The following is a 14987-nucleotide window of genomic DNA, read 5'->3' as shown; positions in this document are numbered from 1 at the left end:
CATGACTGATCTGCAGAAGACCGAATTCGACTACATCGTCATCGGCGGGGGCTCCGCCGGGGCGGCGGTCGCCTCCCGGCTCAGCGAGGACACGTCCGTCGAGGTCGCCCTGATAGAGGCCGGGCCGGATGACCGCGGGTTGGATGAAATCCTCCAGCTGGACCGCTGGATGGAGCTGCTCGAATCCGGCTACGACTGGGACTACCCGATCGAGCCCCAGGAAAACGGCAACTCGTTCATGCGCCACGCACGTGCCAAGGTCATGGGCGGCTGCTCGAGCCACAACTCCTGCATCGCTTTCTGGGCCCCGCGCGAGGACATTGATGAATGGGAATCACGGTTCGGCGCCGAGGGCTGGAACTCGGAAATGGCCTTCCGCCTGTTCAAGCAGCTGGAAAAGAACGAGGACGCCGGTCCTGACGCTCCGCACCACGGGGACAGCGGCCCGGTTCACCTCATGAACATTCCGCCGAGCGACCCCTGCGGCGTGGCCCTGCTGGATGCCTGCGAGCAGGCCGGCATTCCCCGCGTGAAGTTCAACACCGGTGAAACCGTCATCAACGGCGCGAACTTCTTCCAGATCAACCGCCGCGCGGACGGAACCCGTTCGTCGTCGTCGGTCTCCTACATCCACCCGGTCATGGACCGGCCCAACTTCACCCTTCTGACGGACCTCCGTGCCCGTGAGCTGAAGTTCGACCAGGACAACCGCTGCACCGGCGTCGACGTGGTGGACGGGCAGTTTGCCCGCACCCACACACTCACGGCCCGGACGGAAGTGATCCTCTCCGCCGGTGCCATCGATTCCCCCAAGCTGCTGATGCTTTCGGGCATCGGCCCCGCGGCGCACCTGGCCGAACATGGGATCGACGTGCGCGTCGACTCCCCCGGCGTCGGAGAAAACCTGCAGGACCACCCCGAGGGCGTCATCCAGTGGGAAGCGAAGCAGCCCATGCCCGAGTCCTCCACGCAGTGGTGGGAAATCGGCATCTTCACGCCCACCGAAGACGGCCTGGACCGCCCGGACCTGATGTTCCACTATGGCTCCGTCCCCTTCGACATGCACACCCTGCGCCAGGGCTACCCCACCACGGAGAACGGCTTCTGCCTGACTCCGAACGTGACCCACGCCCGTTCCCGCGGCACCGTGCGGCTGCGCAGCCGGGACTTCCGCGACAAGCCCATGGTGGACCCGCGGTACTTCACCGACCCGCATGACATGCGCGTGATGGTCTACGGCATCAGGAAGGCCCGCGAGATTGTGGCCTCGCCGGCCATGGCAGACTGGGCCGGCCGGGAACTCTACCCCGGGCCCGAGGTCCAGACTGACGAGGAAATCACCGACTACATTCGGAAGACCCACAACACCGTCTACCACCCGGCCGGCACCGTCCGGATGGGAGCACCCGACGACGCGTTGTCGCCGCTGGATCCGCAGCTGCGGGTCAAGGGCGTTACCGGACTGCGCGTAGCGGACGCTTCGGTCATGCCGGAGCTGACCACGGTCAATCCGAACATCACCACCATGATGATCGGCGAGCGCTGCGCCGAACTGGTCCGCGAAGCCCGCACTGGATCTATTTCGGCCGCGGGTGCCGGTACCGCCGCACGCTAGCGGTCCTGCCAGCGAAGCGGACACGGGCGCCCGGCGCCTGTGTCCGCTTTTTTGGCTCCGCCGGTACTCTATGCGGATGGGGAAAAACCGCTGGCTTGCGTCCGTCCTGTCCGTCGCCGTATTGGGGATGACCCTTACTGCCTGCTCGGAGGAGGCCCCGTCCCCGGAGGAAGCAGCGAACACTCTCGCTGAAGGCCTGGCGGAACTGGACGTCTCTGACAGCGTCTTTGTTGAATCCACGGCCGAGGAGGCCAATACCCGGCTTGCGGACTGGACCTCGGGAATGGACCCGCTGAAGCCGTCAGTCAGCGTGGCCTCGGTGGAGGAAACCGGCGACGGCGAGGCGGTTGCCACCCTGTCCTACGTCTGGGACGTCAATGCCTCAGACAATGACTACCGCTATGACACCACCGTCGCGCTACAGCGCGGGACCGAAGACGAGTGGGAGGTCCGGTTCACTTCCACCGCAGTCCACCCGGACCTGGCGCCGGAAGACCACCTGGTCCGCGAGGTGTCGCCGGCTCCGCGCGGGAGCATCCTCGGCGCTGACGGCGAGGTGCTGGTCACCGAACGTCCCGTGTGGCGGGTGGGGATCGACAAGACCCGCATCACGGAGGCGGAACTCGAATCCTCCGCCGCAGCGCTGGCCGAGTTCCTGGAACTGGACCCGGCACCGTTCACGGAGCAGGTCCTCGCAGCCGGACCCGAAGCCTTCGTGGAAGCCATTACACTCCGCCAGGACTCCGTCAGCCCCCCACCTGTTTTCCAGGCCGACGTCGCTGAAATCCCGGGTGCCGCCGCCCTGAACTCCACCCTGTCCCTCGCCCCCACCCGCACCTTCGCCCGTGCCCTGCTCGGTTCGGCCGGGGAAGCCACCGCCGAGCTCATCGAGAATTCCGACGGCGCGCTCTCCGCCGGTGACATCACCGGCCTTTCAGGCCTCCAGCGCGAATACGACGACCTGCTGCGCGGCACGGATTCAGTGACCATCGCAACCGCGACCCCTGACGACGTCCGCTCCGCTCCCCTCTTCCAGGACGCCGGCTCGAGCGGTGAGCTTCACACCACGCTGGACCCGGCGGTTCAAACACTCGCGGAAACGGTACTGGAAGACGAACCCTCCGCCTCCGCGCTGGTTGCCATCCAGCCCTCTACGGGCAACGTCCTTGCCGTTGCCAACGGACCCGGCAGCCAGGGCCAGCAGACCGCCCTGCTTGGACAGTACGCCCCGGGATCCACGTTCAAACTGGCCACCACCCTGGCAATGCTTCGCTCCGGATCCACTCCCCAGGCCACGGTTGGCTGCCCGGCCGAGCTGAACGTGGACGGACGGACGTTCAATAACGCCAGCACCTATCCCGCGCAGTTCCTGGGCGAAATCCCCCTGATCCAGGCCTTCGCCCAGTCCTGCAACACCGCGTTCATCAATGCGCGCGGCGATGTTTCCCAGGCCTCCCTTGCGGAGGCCGCCGGGAGCCTGGGCATTGGAATCGATTCCCCGATCGGCACGGGTGCCTACTTCGGTTCTGTCCCGGACAGTGCGGAGGGCACGGCACACGCTGCCTCAATGATCGGGCAGGGTCAGGTGCTCGTTTCCCCGTTCGCGCTGGCCGTAGCGGCCGCATCGATCGGCAACGGCAGCAGGGTCTCACCGGTGCTGGTCCAGGAATCGCCGACGCCGGAGACTGCATCGCCGTCGGCCTCCGCTTCACCGTCCGCAACCCAGCCCGGTGCAGCTCCGCTGACGGCTGAGGAGGCCGCGACGCTGCGCGAAATGATGCGTGCCGTGGTGACCGACGGCGGTGTGCAGCTGCTGGGCTCCGTGCCCGGAGAGCCGGTACTCGCCAAGACCGGTACTGCCGAGTTCGGCAGCGACGTTCCGCCGCGCACGCACGCGTGGGTGGTGGCGCTGCAGGGGGACCTCGCCGTCGCGCTGTTCATCGAAGAAGGCGAACTGGGCTCCACGTCCGGCGGACCGGTGATGAAGGCGTTCCTGGACGGGCTGGCCGCAAGCGTCCAATAGCTCTTCGGGCACCCGGTTTTCGGCCTTTCCAGTGCCATTTCCGCAGGCGCACGGCTAGCCTTCCGGCATGGGGAAGAACCGCCTTGCTGCTGCCGCCGCAGCCTTCTCAGTACTCGGCCTCGCGCTGGCCGGATGTTCTCCTGAAGAACGCCCTGGTCCGGAACAGTCCGTCGCCTTGCTGGCCGAGGGACTGTCCCGCCTGGACGTCACCGGAAACGAGTTCGCCGGGTCCACCGTCGAGGCGGTGAACGGGATGCTCGAGTACGAAGTCGCCGGCATGAACATCAACCCTTCCGTAACGGTCGCCAAGATCGACGAGGTTTCCTCCAATGAGGCCGTAGCCACCCTGAAGTATGTGTGGGACGTCAACGCGTCGCCGGAGGACTTCAGCTACGAAACCACGGTGACGCTAGAACGCGGCCCTGACACCGGGTGGCAGACGCGTTTCCGGTCCACCACCGTGCACCCGGATCTCCTACCCGGACAGCGGCTGGTCCGCAAGGCCAGCCCGCCGCCGCGTGCGGATATTCTCGGAGCGGGCGGATCAGTGCTGATGCGGCACTGGCCGGTGTGGCGTGTGGGCCTGGACAAATCGGTACTCGGCGCCCATGAGTACGCCTCCTCTGTCTTCTATCTATCCCTCTACCTGGGACTGGACGCGGACGCGCTTGCCGCAAAGGTCCAGGCGGCGGGACCTGATGCGTTCGTTGACGTTGTGACAGTGCGGCAGGACAAGGTTTCTCCGGCATTCGAAACGGACATCGCCACCATTCCGGGCGCCGCCGCCCTTGCCGAACGGCGGGTGCTGGCCCCAAGCCCCGGTTTTGCGGCCGCACTGCTGGGAAGCGTGGGACCGGCAACCGAGGAAATGGCGGCTGACGGACCGCTGGCCAAGGGGGATCTGGCCGGGCTTTCCGGCCTTCAGGGTGAATACGACTCGCAGCTGCGTGGTTCGGACGCCGTCACGGTCCGCATCCTGGACTCGGACAACTCCGCTTCGGCTCCGCTCTTCGAAGCCCCCTCAGAACCCGGCACAGCCCTTCAAACCACCCTTGACCCGGGAATCCAGTCCCGTGCGGATGCCGTCCTGGCTGACTCCCCCGGTGCATCGCTCGTGGCAGTCCAGCCGTCCACCGGCAACGTCCTGGCCGTCGCCGGCGGAACAGGGACGGACGGAACCCAACCCGCCCTGCTGGGTGAGTATTCCCTCGGGACCGGGTTCGAACCCGTAAACGCCCTGGCCCGCCTGCGCTCGGGAGGATCCGGGGCGGCCGACGCCGCTGCGCTCAGCGCTGCCGCCCAGTCGCTGGGACTGGGCATTACCTCGGGCCTGGGAACGCAGGCCTTCTACGGGGCAGTGCAGAACGGCTCCGACGGAGCACAGCAGGCGGGTGCCCTCGCGGGCGGCGAAGTCCTGGCCTCTCCCCTTGCCGCAGCGGTTGCCGCGGCAACCGTTGCCCGTGGCGAACTGGTTTCACCGGTCCTGGTCCTCAACACGGAGGAGCCCGGCGGCGAAGGGGCAGGAACGCCGCCGTCGGGCACCGACGCAGCGCCCGCCATCAGCGCAGAAGAAGCCACATCACTGCGCAGCGCGCTGCGCGCCAATGTGGCCGATGCAGTTGACGGGGACGCGGTGGGAGCCCTGCAGTCTGTTTCCGGCGGGCCGGTCCTGGCGGCAGCAGGCACCGCCGAAACGGACGGTGAGAAGGCCGGCTTTGGCTGGGTGACGGCGGTCCAGGGAGACGTTGCACTGGCCGTGTTCGTCCAGGGCAGCAGCACGGATTCGGCAGCTTTGGCGGCTGCTTTCCTGGAGGGCCTGGCGGGCTAGCGGTAATACGGTCCCGGGTACGTACCGTAGGGAGCGTTGCGGTTGTAGGGCACCAGTCCGGAACCGGACGTAGGCACAATCCGCTTGCCCAGGGGCGTGAGGGAAACAGGGATCATCTTCAGGTTCGCGATGCCCAGCGGAATGCCGATGATGCTGACGAACATGGGAATGGCGGTCAGCACATGGCCGATGGCAATCCAAATGCCGGCAAAAACCACCCAGATGACATTTCCTACGGTGGCCAGCACTCCCGTTCCGCGGCCGCTGTCCACCACCGTACGGCCGAAGGGCCACAGGGCATAGGACGCAATCCGGAATGAGGCTATGCCAAACGGGATGGTCACGATGAGCAGGCAGCAGAGAATTCCGGCCAGGACATACCCCAGCGCCAGCCAGATGCCGCCGAACAGGAGCCAGATAACGTTCAGGATTGCCTTCATGGATCCATTGTTCTCCATTTGGCCTGCGGAGTCACGGGCGGGGTGCTTACCTGCTCCGCCGTGCTTGTGCCTAGACTGGGGACATGCCGCCAACCAAAGATGCAGGTGTACCCGTCGAACTCGGATCCAGCGATTGCTGGGACTACATCCGCCAGGCGTCCGTGGGGCGGCTGGCCGTGGTGGTCGAAGGACACCCGGATATTTTCCCCATCAACTTTGCCGTGGACCACGGAACCCTGGTTTTCCGTACCGCTGAGGGCACCAAGCTCGCCGCGGCACTGAACGGGTCCGCCGTTGCCTTCGAGGTCGACGGCTACGACGACCGGCTGGGCTACGCGTGGAGCGTCGTTGCCAAGGGCACGGCATCCCGGCTCGAGTCCATCGAGGATGTCCTGGATTCCGCCGACCTTGAGCTTTTCCCCTGGCAGGCCGGGGAAAAGAACAACTTCATCCGGATTGTCCCGGCCGAGACCACCGGCCGGCGGTTCCTGATCAGCAACGCGGCACGGCGGCACGTCCTCGAAGCCCGCCGCCGCCAGGCTCTCATCGAGTAGGCATGACGAATTCCCTGGTGCGGTTCGCATCCCTTCCTTCCCGCTCCTGGGGGTCGAATTCCGGCCGCGCCAAGGACCTGGCATTCGGACCGAAGGATTCAACCGGCGCTCCCCGATGGCGCCTGTCCGCTGCGACCGTAGAAAAGTCCGGGCCGTTCACCACGTTCCCCGGCGTCGACCGGATCACGGTCCCGGTGGAAGGCGAACTGCTGGTCCTGGACGTTGAGGGCACCGAGCACGCCATGGAACGTCTCCGGCCCCTGCGCTACCCGGGCGACGTCCCGGTTCAGGCGTCCCTGCCTACCGGCGAAGTTACCGTGCTTAACACCCTCGTTAACCGGGACAGCTTCGGTGCTGCGGTCATGGTGGTGGAACTGTCCAAGAAGAATTCTCCGTCCCTGGGGGCGGACCAGTTCCTGGTACTGCTGCAGGGCTCCGCCAAGGCTTTTTTACCCGGCGAAGATGCTCCCGAAGACCTCGAGCTGCTGGACACAGTCGCCGGCGGCGCAGACCAGCCCAAGGTGTTTGGCCGCGGCTTTGCCGCCGTCGTCAGTTTCTATCCCCTCGGCTGAAGGCCCGTTCGCCGGGCGGGTAACGCCGGCACGTCTGGGCCGCGGAGCCCCGGCTGCCTAGCCTCGAACTCGGGTAGGCCCAGGCCCTGACCGAAGCCGCCCCGTTAAACAGGAAAGGCCCTGCAACCGAAAAACGGATGCAGGGCCTTTCCTTGCGTGCTTGTTAGCGTCCACGGCGTTCGTTCGACGCCGGCGCCGATGCCCGGCGGGGACCGGCGGAGCGGGCGGGACGGCCGCTGCCTGACGGCGCAGCCGAGCGGGTGCCCGAACGGTGGGTGCCGGTTGCGGCGACGTCACCGGCGCGCTGCCCGGTGGCGGGACGGCGGTTGCGGCCCTGCGACGTTGCTGCCGCGGCCGCGCCGCGGCGTCCTTCTGGGCTGCGCTGGGCGCGGGGCGCATCGGAGGAAGCCGTGCGCTCAGCGGAGACGCGTCCGCGTCCACCTGCACCGCCGCGGCCACCGGCTCGGGTTCTGGAGCCTGAACGGGCCGCGCGCTTGCGCTGGGCGTTCGCCCCAGTGGACCGGCCGCCGCCCTGCTGCGGGGACTTTGCCGCCAGCTGGGCTGCACGGACGTGCGGTTCCACGACGGCAGCACGTTCGCCCACGAGCTTGGCAATGGACGGTGAGTTGTGGGAGACCTTCTCCATCGAGACGTCGACGCCGGCAGCCTTCATCAGCTTGGACACCTCGCCCTTCTGCTCGGGCAGGGTCACCGTAACCACGGTTCCGTCCGAGCCGGCACGCGCGGTGCGGCCGGAACGGTGCAGGTACGCCTTGTGCTCCGTGGGGGGATCGATGTGGACAACCAGCTCGACGTCGTTCACGTGGACGCCGCGGGCGGCGACGTCGGTGGCGACCAGGACGCGGACATCACCGGAGGCGAACTCGGCCAGGTTCCGGTCACGGGCATTCTGCGAAAGGTTGCCGTGCAGGTCCACGGCGGGGATGCCGCTGTCCGTGAGGAACTTGGCCATCTTGCGGGCGTGGTGCTTGGTGCGCATGAACATGATGCGGCGGCCCTGGCCGGAGGCCAGTTCCTTGACCAGCAGCTTCTTCGCCGTCTGGTCCTGGACCAGCATCACGTGGTGTTCCATGGTGCTGACCGCGGCCTGCGGCTCGTCGACGGAGTGGGTCAGCGGGTTGGAGAGGTAGCGGCGCACCAGCTTGTCCACGCCGTTGTCCAGGGTGGCGGAGAACAGCAGGCGCTGGCCCTTTTCCGGAGTGCGGTCCAGCAGGCGCTGGACGACCGGAAGGAAGCCGAGGTCAGCCATGTGGTCTGCCTCGTCCAGGATGGTGATTTCAACGGATTCAAGGCTGATGATCTTCTGCTTCATCAGGTCCTCGAGGCGGCCCGGGCAGGCAATGACAATGTCTACGCCGGCAGCCAGTGCCTTTTCCTGGCGCTGCTGGGAAACGCCGCCGTAAATCACGGTGGTATTGAGGCCGAGCTCGGCTGCCAGGGGCTCAATCACGTTGTTGATCTGCGTGGCGAGTTCGCGGGTCGGTGCCAGCACCAGGCCCAGCGGGCGGTTCGGCCGGCGGCGGTAGGCGGCCTCGCCCTCAGCCAGGCGGGCAACGAGCGGAAGCGAGAAAGCAAGGGTCTTGCCGGAACCGGTGCGTCCGCGTCCCAGGACGTCCCGGCCCTTGAGGGTGTCCGGCAGGGTTTGCACCTGGATGGGGAACGGCTCGGCAATTCCTTGGGCAGAGAGAACAGAAACAAGCGCCTTGGGTACGCCAAGGGCAGCAAAAGTAGTCATAAAAAGACAGGCAACTTTCGGTAAATGGCCCCCTAGGCCATCTGGCGCAGAGGGTTCGCCGAAGAAAAGTCAGACAGTGTCCACCGCACGTACCGAACGGGCGGGACAAAAGAAAGCGTTCATCGACGCAGGTTGCGCTGCTTACACACGCGGCTTTTAGGCGCGGCAGTCGCAACAACTTCCCCTAGTTTACCGGATCGCCTCCAGTTACCTAATTAGGGGTGCTTACATGCAGACCCGGCCCCTGGTTGCCCCCGGGTAGCATTAACACCGATGACTACTGACCCAGCCCTGCCCGTTTCCGACGCAGCCGACGGGCCTGAAAACCCCGATTTCGTGCATTTCCGGGCCCCGGTGTCCTTCGTCCGCAGGGGATCCCGCCTGCAGGGCCGGCGCCAGCAGGCCTGGGATGAACTCTCGGATGTCTTCGTCATCGACGTTCCACGCGTGCACTCGGACACTTCGGTGGACCCGGAGTACGTGTTCGACGCCGAGGCGGCTTTTGGGCGCAGGTCTCCCCTCGTCGTCGAAATCGGCTCCGGCCTCGGCGAAGCCATCACCCATGCCGCGGAGCAGAATCCGGACAAGAACTTCCTGGCCGTCGAGGTATACCTGCCCGGTCTCGCCCAGACGCTGCAGCGCATCGGGCAGAAGAACCTGACCAATGTGCGCGTTGTGCAGGCCAACGCACCCGAAGTCCTCACCACCATGCTTCCGGCCGGTTCCATTGACGAACTGTGGGTCTTCTTCCCCGATCCCTGGCACAAGACCCGGCACCACAAGCGGCGCATGGTCAAGGACAGCTTCGCCGAACTGGCGGCCCGGGCGCTGGCCCCCGGCGGCCTGTGGCGGCTGGCCACCGACTGGTCCGACTACGCCGTCCAAATGCGTGAGGTTCTGGATGCCTCCGCGCAGTTCGAAAGCCTGCACCCGGGCGAGCGTTCCGGCGCCGGGAGCCCGCTGACCCAGGTCCGTGCACAGGGACTCGAAGGCAAGGAGGCGTCCGACGACGTCGATACCCTGGGCGGGTGGGCCCCGCGTTTCGAGGGCCGGATCCTCACCAGCTTCGAGAACAAGGCTCACCAGGCAGGCCGGCTTATTTTCGATCTGACCTACCGCCGCATCTAGCTGCACGGCAGCATCTGGACGCACGGCACCGCCCCATCATCCCCGGACAGCCGGTGTCATTCCGGACCGGGAACTATCGCGAAGGAACAGACGATGACCTTGAAAGAACAGCTGCAGGCCGACGTAACCGCGCACATGAAGGCCGGCCGAAAGCTCGAGCTGACCACGGTCCGCAACGTTCTTGGCGAAATCGGCACCCGCGAGAAGTCCGGCAAGACCCCCGTGGACCTGACGGACCAGGAGGTCATCTCGCTGCTGCAGAAGGAAGCTGCCAAGCGTCGCGACACCGCCCGGATCTACGTGGAGGCCGGCCAGCAGGACCGCGCTGACGCTGAAATCGCCGAGGCCGCGGTCATCGAGGCGTACCTGCCCGAGGCACTCAGCGAGGAGGACGTCACAGCGATCGTGGACAGTGTCATCGCGGAACTCAAGGCCAGCGGCACCGAGCTGGGCATGCGCTCGATGGGCCGGGTCATGAAGCCGGTTACCGCGAAGGTTGCCGGGCGGTTCGACGGCAAGGCCGTCAGCGACATCGTCCGCTCGCGGCTGGCCTAGCCGTCCCGGACCGGCGTTTCCCCGGCCGCCGAATCCGCTAACGGAACCACAGACCTTCAACGCCTTGTGTTGGCGAGGTTTGTAGTGCAAACTACTTTGCATGAGCAAAAACGAAACCGGACCGCACCTTCCGGCCGCACCGAAACAGTCCACCGCTCACCCGGACTCCTCGGCCGAAGAACTGCCCCTTGACCTGCACTCAGCACTTCGCACCGTGCAGGAGGCAGAGCGTTCCGCCCGCCGAAACCTCGGCGGCAACACCGCCCTGGTCTACCTTCTATGGGGCACCACCTGGATTATCGGCTACGGGTCGCTCTGGGGAACGCAGCAGGGACTCCTTGAACTGGACCCCCCGGCGGCCCTCGGTGTTCTGGGAGTGGCCCTCGCGGCAGCAACCCTGACCACCATCGTCCTGTTTGCCCGCAGCAGCCGCGGCGTCCGCGGGCAGTCCGCTTTCCAGGGCGGCATGTACGGCCTGGCCTGGGCACTGGGCTTCACCGTCATGGCAGCCATGAGCGCCGTGATCGGCGATGCGGTGGACGAATTCTGGCTGCGCGGCCTGCTGGTCAACTCCATTGCTGTCCTGGTCGTAGGCCTGCTCTACATCACCGGCGGAATCATCTTCAATGACAAGGCCCAGTCACTGCTGGGCATCTGGCTGCTGCTGGTCACCATTGCGGCACTGGTGTCCGGTCCGGACTTCTTCCTGGCCGTGTTCCTCTTCCTGGGCGCGACCGGCCTGCTGGCCGGATCCGCCGTCGAATACCTGCGCACGCGCCGGCAGCGGAACGGCTGAGCGATGCCCGAACTCGATCCCGTAATCCACGCCGAATCCCGCCTGCGTGCCCTCACTACGCTCAATGAAGTGGGCGAAAACAACCAGATTGCCTTCACCAAGCTGCAGAAGATGCTGGACATGACGGCCGGCAATCTCTCCACCCACCTGCGGAAGCTCGAAACCGCCGGCTACGTGGAAGTCACCAAAACCATCGAAGGACGTACGCCCGCCACCTACGTGGGCATCACCCCCGAGGGAAAAGCCGCCTACGCCCGTTACCGCAAGAACCTCCACGATCTGCTCTCAGGCCTGGCCTAACCGCCGCGCCGGCCCCTCTCAGGAGCTTTGAACCATGACCATTCCTTCCCCTCGCGGCGAAGTCCTCTCCGGCGCCTACGGCGTCCGCAAAAGCTACGGCCCGGTGTCCGCCCTGGACGGTATTGATTTCACCGTCACCGCCGGAGAGACCGTTGGCCTGCTGGGACCCAACGGCGCCGGCAAGTCCACACTGCTGAACCTGCTCAGCGGACTCCGCCAGCCGGACTCCGGCCGGGTTGAGCTCTTCGGCCGGGATCCGCGGAACCCGCAGGCGCGCCAGCAGCTGGGCACCACACCGCAGGCCACCTCGGTGCCCGCTACCCTGCGGGTGCGGGAAACGGTGGACTTCGTCGGGTCGCACTACGCCAACCCCATACCCACAGCCGAACTGCTGGACGGATTCGGACTGGGCCCGGCGGCAGGCAAGCAGTGCGGCGGACTCTCCGGCGGTCAGCAGCGCCGCCTGCTGGTAGCCCTGGCCCTGGTGGGCCGGCCCCGGCTGGTGATCCTTGATGAACCCACCACCGGCCTGGACGTGGAAGCACGGGAGAACCTCTGGGAACGGCTGGCCGACTACCGCGCAGCAGGCGGAACACTCCTGATCACCAGCCACTACCTGGACGAGATCCAGAACCTGGCCAGCCGCGTGGTGGTCATCAACAGCGGAACCGTGGTGGCGGACGGCCAGGTGGATGAGATCCGCAGCCGGGTCAGCGTCAGCCGCGTTTCCTTCCACACTGCCCTGCCGCCGTCGTTCTTCGACTCCCTGCCCGACACAGTGTCAGCCAGCCTGGCGCCGTCCGGCGCCACCACCATCCTCACGCACGACGCCGATGCAACAGTTCGGACGCTGGTCCGGGACGAGGTGGATTTCCGCGGACTCGAGGTCCACGCCGCGAGCCTGGAGGAAGCATTCATTTCGCTCACCCACTCCCCCGCAGGAGCCGGGCAGGGCCGCACCATGGACAGGAAGGCAGCCGGATGAGCACCCCAGCAATTCCCGGAAACATGAAACTCCCCGCCAATAAGCCGCTCTTCACACTGATCCGGATCCACACCCGGGCGCAGGTGCTTGAACAGCTGCGAATCCCGGTGGCGGTGCTGTCCTCAACAGTTTTCCCCACCCTGGCGCTGGTCTTCTTTGTGCTGCCGCAGACGGCGGTGACGTCCAACCCGGAAGCCTCGCTGATCTCGGTCGCGCAGCTGGCCGTGTTCGGCGTGATGAGCGCATTCCTGTTCAACTACGGAATCGGCGTGGCCGAGGAGCGGGCCAATCCCTGGAGCAGTTACGTGCGCACCCTGCCTGCCGGAGCTTTCCCCGCCACGGTGGCCCGGGCAGTAACCGCCATGATGTTCGCCTTCTTCGCCCTCATACCGGTCCTGGCGGTTGGCGCCGCGACCACCGCCGGACTGCAGCTGTACACCGACGGCACCCTGTCCTGGTGGCGAATTCCGGCGTCCGTGGCGGTCTGGCTGCTCTGCGGCCTGCCGTTCCTGTTCCTGGGGCTGCTGATCGGCTACCTGTGCACGTCAAAGGTGGCGATCGCACTCACCCAGGTGGTGTTCTTCCCGCTGGCCTTCGCGGGTGGAATGATGCTGCCGCCGGCAATCTTCTCCCCGGGGCTGAACACCTTTTCGCTCTTCCTGCCATCGCGGGCTGCCCGGGACATCTCCGTGTCTGTCTTTTCCGGAACCGAGCTGGCGCCGTCGTCGGTCATTTGTTTCCTGGCGTGGACCATCCTGCTGTGCGCGGGGGCGGTGTGGGCCAACCGGCGGGACCAGGGCCGCCGCTTCCGCTGAGCGCAGCTAGCTGGAGCGGAAGAAATCCCCGCGGTCGGCCGTGTAGCCCAGCTCGGTTTCGACGGCGGCCCCCTTGCCTGCCGGCAGCGCCATGACCCGGCGGCTGCGGGCAACCAGTGCTGCCAGTCCGCTGCGCGAGGCTGCCCTGGCGGCGGGCGGGCGCTGCCCGCGGGACAGCGTGACGACGTCCCCGGCCAGGCCGGCAGCGAAGACCCGGCCCATGTCGGAGCTGCGCTGCTGCACCTGGTCCAGCTCGGCGGAGAGCTGGTCCACGCGCTGGCGGAGTCCGTTCACCTGCTGCTGCAGCTGCATGATCCGTTTGATGCCTTCAAGCGAGACGCCTTCCTGGGACAGGCGCTGGACCTCCCGCAGCATCTCGATGTCCCGCTGCGAGTACCGGCGGGACCGGCCGGGCGCCCGGCTGGGGCTGACGATGCCCAGCCGGTCGTACTGGCGGAGCGTCTGCGGATGCATGTCCGCCAGTTCTGCGGCGACCGAGATCACGAAGATCGGCGCATTGACGTCGATGCCCACTGCCCTCTCCTCCGTTCTCCTGGTGTTCCCGTTATATTAGCTGCGCGCGCGGCGTATACGCCTGACGCGCTAGAGGCGTGCCTTGGCCGCGAGGCCCGCGCGCGGGTCCTCGCCCTTGGTCGCGTCCGCGAAAGCTTCAACGGCCGCCTTTGCATCCTTGTTCAGGTGCGAGGGAACCGCGACGTCGACCGTCACCAGCAGGTCGCCGTTGCCCTTGGATGTGTGGACGCCGCGGCCTTTGACCCGCAGCGTGCGTCCGGAGGGCGTGCCGGCCGGAATCTTAAGCTTGACCTTGTCCGCGGTCAGCGTGGGTACCTCAATGGTGGCGCCGAGGGCCGCTTCCGGGAACGTGATGGGGACGTGGATGCGGATGTTGTTCCCGTCCCGGACAAAGAAGTCGTGCGGGGTGACGTGCACGGTGACCATGAGGTCCCCGTTGCCGGCAGCTCCCGGCATCCCCTTGCCCCGGACCCGGATGCGCTGGCCGTCCTTGACGCCGGCGGGTACACGGACTTCTACCACTTCGCCGCTGGGTTCACGCAGTCCAATGACGGTTCCGTTGATGGAGCCGGCGAAGGAGATGGTGGTGCTGGCCGTGCGGTCCGCACCCTTCTGGGGCGGCGCTGATCCAAAGCCTCCGCCGCCGAAACCGCCGCCTCCAAACAAGTCGGCGAACTCCGGCGGGATGTTGCTTCCGCCGGTGCTGTACGTGGTGCGGCGTGAGCGCCCGGAGGACTGGTTGAACAGTCCGCCGAAGATGTCCTCGAATCCGGCGCCGCCGCCGGCGGGTCCGCCTCCGCCGCCTGCGGAGAACCGGGCACCGCTGCCCATGGCCCGGATGGCGTCATACTGCTGGCGTTCCTCGGCGTCGGAAAGCACCGAGTAGGCCTCGGAAACATCCTTGAACATCTTCTCCGCGGACGGATCATTCTGGTTCTGGTCCGGGTGGTACTTGCGGGCGAGCTTCCGGTACGACTTCTTGATGTCGGCGTCGGAAGCGTCCTTGGGAACACCCAGAATCTTGTAGAAATCCTTGTCGACCCAATCCTGGCTAGCCAATTGGTGTCCCCTTCCTGTGTCTTGCAT

The 14987-nt window shown here is 66.4% G+C and carries 14 protein-coding genes and 1 pseudogene; 11 read left to right on the top strand and 4 right to left on the bottom strand.

The genetic code is table 11. The features are described from left to right. Position 1 precedes the first annotated feature (1 nt). The 3 genes from ACSLGO_RS00680 to ACSLGO_RS00670 all read left to right on the top strand — a co-directional run bounded on the left by ACSLGO_RS00680 (position 2) and on the right by ACSLGO_RS00670 (position 5466). Entirely contained in the window at positions 2 to 1615 is a 1614-nt protein-coding gene (locus ACSLGO_RS00680) for a GMC family oxidoreductase (protein ID WP_436399703.1), read from the top strand. A gap of 76 nt (positions 1616 to 1691) precedes the next feature. Next, positions 1692 to 3638 carry a penicillin-binding transpeptidase domain-containing protein gene (locus tag ACSLGO_RS00675; RefSeq protein WP_436399702.1) on the top strand — a complete coding sequence of 649 codons (1947 nt, stop codon included), beginning with the start codon at positions 1692 to 1694 and terminating at the stop codon, positions 3636 to 3638. Positions 3639 to 3705: 67 nt separating this feature from the next. Further along, positions 3706 to 5466, top strand: coding sequence for a penicillin-binding transpeptidase domain-containing protein (locus tag ACSLGO_RS00670; protein WP_436399701.1), 1761 nt, complete (start codon positions 3706 to 3708; stop codon positions 5464 to 5466). Here the strand turns inward: ACSLGO_RS00670 and ACSLGO_RS00665 are convergent. Next, positions 5463 to 5906 carry a YccF domain-containing protein gene (locus ACSLGO_RS00665; protein WP_263127658.1) on the bottom strand — a complete coding sequence of 148 codons (444 nt, stop codon included), beginning with the start codon at positions 5904 to 5906 and terminating at the stop codon, positions 5463 to 5465. The genes ACSLGO_RS00670 and ACSLGO_RS00665 overlap by 4 nt on opposite strands. 83 nt (positions 5907 to 5989) lie before the next feature. Here ACSLGO_RS00665 and ACSLGO_RS00660 point away from each other — a divergent pair, with 83 nt between their 5' ends. Together ACSLGO_RS00660 and ACSLGO_RS00655 are read left to right on the top strand one after the other, a co-directional pair. Then, positions 5990 to 6460: a pyridoxamine 5'-phosphate oxidase family protein gene (locus ACSLGO_RS00660; protein WP_091601839.1), complete on the top strand. Its 471-nt coding sequence runs from the start codon at positions 5990 to 5992 to the stop codon at positions 6458 to 6460. Positions 6461 to 6462: 2 nt separating this feature from the next. Then, positions 6463 to 7032: a HutD/Ves family protein gene (locus ACSLGO_RS00655; protein WP_091601836.1), complete on the top strand. Its 570-nt coding sequence runs from the start codon at positions 6463 to 6465 to the stop codon at positions 7030 to 7032. 163 nt (positions 7033 to 7195) lie between these two features. On the opposite strand, the gene ACSLGO_RS00650 is transcribed toward ACSLGO_RS00655, so the two are convergent. Then, complete coding sequence (locus ACSLGO_RS00650) at positions 7196 to 8788, bottom strand: DEAD/DEAH box helicase (RefSeq protein WP_436399700.1); 1593 nt, start codon at positions 8786 to 8788, stop codon at positions 7196 to 7198. Positions 8789 to 9061: 273 nt separating this feature from the next. On the opposite strand from ACSLGO_RS00650, the gene trmB reads away from it, so the two are divergent. The 6 genes from trmB (at position 9062) to ACSLGO_RS00620 (ending at position 13367) form a co-directional block, all read left to right on the top strand. Continuing rightward, the gene (gene trmB / locus ACSLGO_RS00645; RefSeq protein ID WP_436399699.1) at positions 9062 to 9916 is read left to right on the top strand and encodes a tRNA (guanosine(46)-N7)-methyltransferase TrmB; all 855 of its coding nucleotides are present in this window, start codon (positions 9062 to 9064) and stop codon (positions 9914 to 9916) included. A gap of 93 nt (positions 9917 to 10009) precedes the next feature. Next, a complete protein-coding gene (locus tag ACSLGO_RS00640; protein ID WP_386917133.1) occupies positions 10010 to 10471 on the top strand; it encodes a GatB/YqeY domain-containing protein in 462 nt (153 codons plus the stop codon). Between the two features lie 100 nt (positions 10472 to 10571). Next, positions 10572 to 11267 (top strand): hypothetical protein, encoded by a 696-nt coding sequence (locus ACSLGO_RS00635; protein WP_325785939.1) that lies wholly within the window; start codon positions 10572 to 10574, stop codon positions 11265 to 11267. Positions 11268 to 11270: 3 nt separating this feature from the next. Further along, entirely contained in the window at positions 11271 to 11567 is a 297-nt protein-coding gene (locus tag ACSLGO_RS00630) for a transcriptional regulator (protein ID WP_152273846.1), read from the top strand. Positions 11568 to 11601: 34 nt separating this feature from the next. Further along, positions 11602 to 12552: an ABC transporter ATP-binding protein gene (locus tag ACSLGO_RS00625; RefSeq protein WP_091601818.1), complete on the top strand. Its 951-nt coding sequence runs from the start codon at positions 11602 to 11604 to the stop codon at positions 12550 to 12552. After that, positions 12549 to 13367 carry an ABC transporter permease gene (locus ACSLGO_RS00620; RefSeq protein WP_436399698.1) on the top strand — a complete coding sequence of 273 codons (819 nt, stop codon included), beginning with the start codon at positions 12549 to 12551 and terminating at the stop codon, positions 13365 to 13367. The genes ACSLGO_RS00625 and ACSLGO_RS00620 overlap by 4 nt, the downstream gene beginning before the upstream one ends. A 156-nt stretch (positions 13368 to 13523) precedes the next feature. On the opposite strand, the pseudogene ACSLGO_RS00615 reads toward ACSLGO_RS00620, so the two are convergent. Beyond that, positions 13524 to 13901: pseudogene (locus tag ACSLGO_RS00615) on the bottom strand (heat shock protein transcriptional repressor HspR); the annotation flags it as partial. 69 nt (positions 13902 to 13970) lie between these two features. Continuing rightward, positions 13971 to 14960, bottom strand: a complete 990-nt coding sequence (locus ACSLGO_RS00610; protein ID WP_193313186.1) for a DnaJ C-terminal domain-containing protein — start codon at positions 14958 to 14960, stop codon at positions 13971 to 13973. Positions 14961 to 14987: the final 27 nt, after the last annotated feature.

The organism is Arthrobacter sp. IK3 (genome assembly GCF_051337705.1).
GTDB classification, from domain to species: domain Bacteria; phylum Actinomycetota; class Actinomycetes; order Actinomycetales; family Micrococcaceae; genus Arthrobacter_B; species Arthrobacter_B koreensis.
This window is presented reverse-complemented; position numbering and strand designations above follow the sequence as displayed.

Bases quoted from the DNA above. Each gene is read 5' to 3' on its own strand.
- ACSLGO_RS00670 (WP_436399701.1), top strand. From the start codon at position 3,706: ATGGGGAAGAACCGCCTTGCTGCTGCCGCCGCAGCCTTCTCAGTACTC.
- trmB (WP_436399699.1), top strand. From the start codon at position 9,062: ATGACTACTGACCCAGCCCTGCCCGTTTCCGACGCAGCCGACGGGCCT.
- ACSLGO_RS00630 (WP_152273846.1), top strand. From the start codon at position 11,271: ATGCCCGAACTCGATCCCGTAATCCACGCCGAATCCCGCCTGCGTGCC.
- ACSLGO_RS00620 (WP_436399698.1), top strand. From the start codon at position 12,549: ATGAGCACCCCAGCAATTCCCGGAAACATGAAACTCCCCGCCAATAAG.
- ACSLGO_RS00650 (WP_436399700.1), bottom strand. From the start codon at position 8,788: ATGACTACTTTTGCTGCCCTTGGCGTACCCAAGGCGCTTGTTTCTGTT.
- ACSLGO_RS00635 (WP_325785939.1), top strand. From the start codon at position 10,572: ATGAGCAAAAACGAAACCGGACCGCACCTTCCGGCCGCACCGAAACAG.
- ACSLGO_RS00655 (WP_091601836.1), top strand. From the start codon at position 6,463: ATGACGAATTCCCTGGTGCGGTTCGCATCCCTTCCTTCCCGCTCCTGG.
- ACSLGO_RS00680 (WP_436399703.1), top strand. From the start codon at position 2: ATGACTGATCTGCAGAAGACCGAATTCGACTACATCGTCATCGGCGGG.
- ACSLGO_RS00660 (WP_091601839.1), top strand. From the start codon at position 5,990: ATGCCGCCAACCAAAGATGCAGGTGTACCCGTCGAACTCGGATCCAGC.
- ACSLGO_RS00625 (WP_091601818.1), top strand. From the start codon at position 11,602: ATGACCATTCCTTCCCCTCGCGGCGAAGTCCTCTCCGGCGCCTACGGC.
- ACSLGO_RS00675 (WP_436399702.1), top strand. From the start codon at position 1,692: ATGGGGAAAAACCGCTGGCTTGCGTCCGTCCTGTCCGTCGCCGTATTG.
- ACSLGO_RS00665 (WP_263127658.1), bottom strand. From the start codon at position 5,906: ATGAAGGCAATCCTGAACGTTATCTGGCTCCTGTTCGGCGGCATCTGG.
- ACSLGO_RS00640 (WP_386917133.1), top strand. From the start codon at position 10,010: ATGACCTTGAAAGAACAGCTGCAGGCCGACGTAACCGCGCACATGAAG.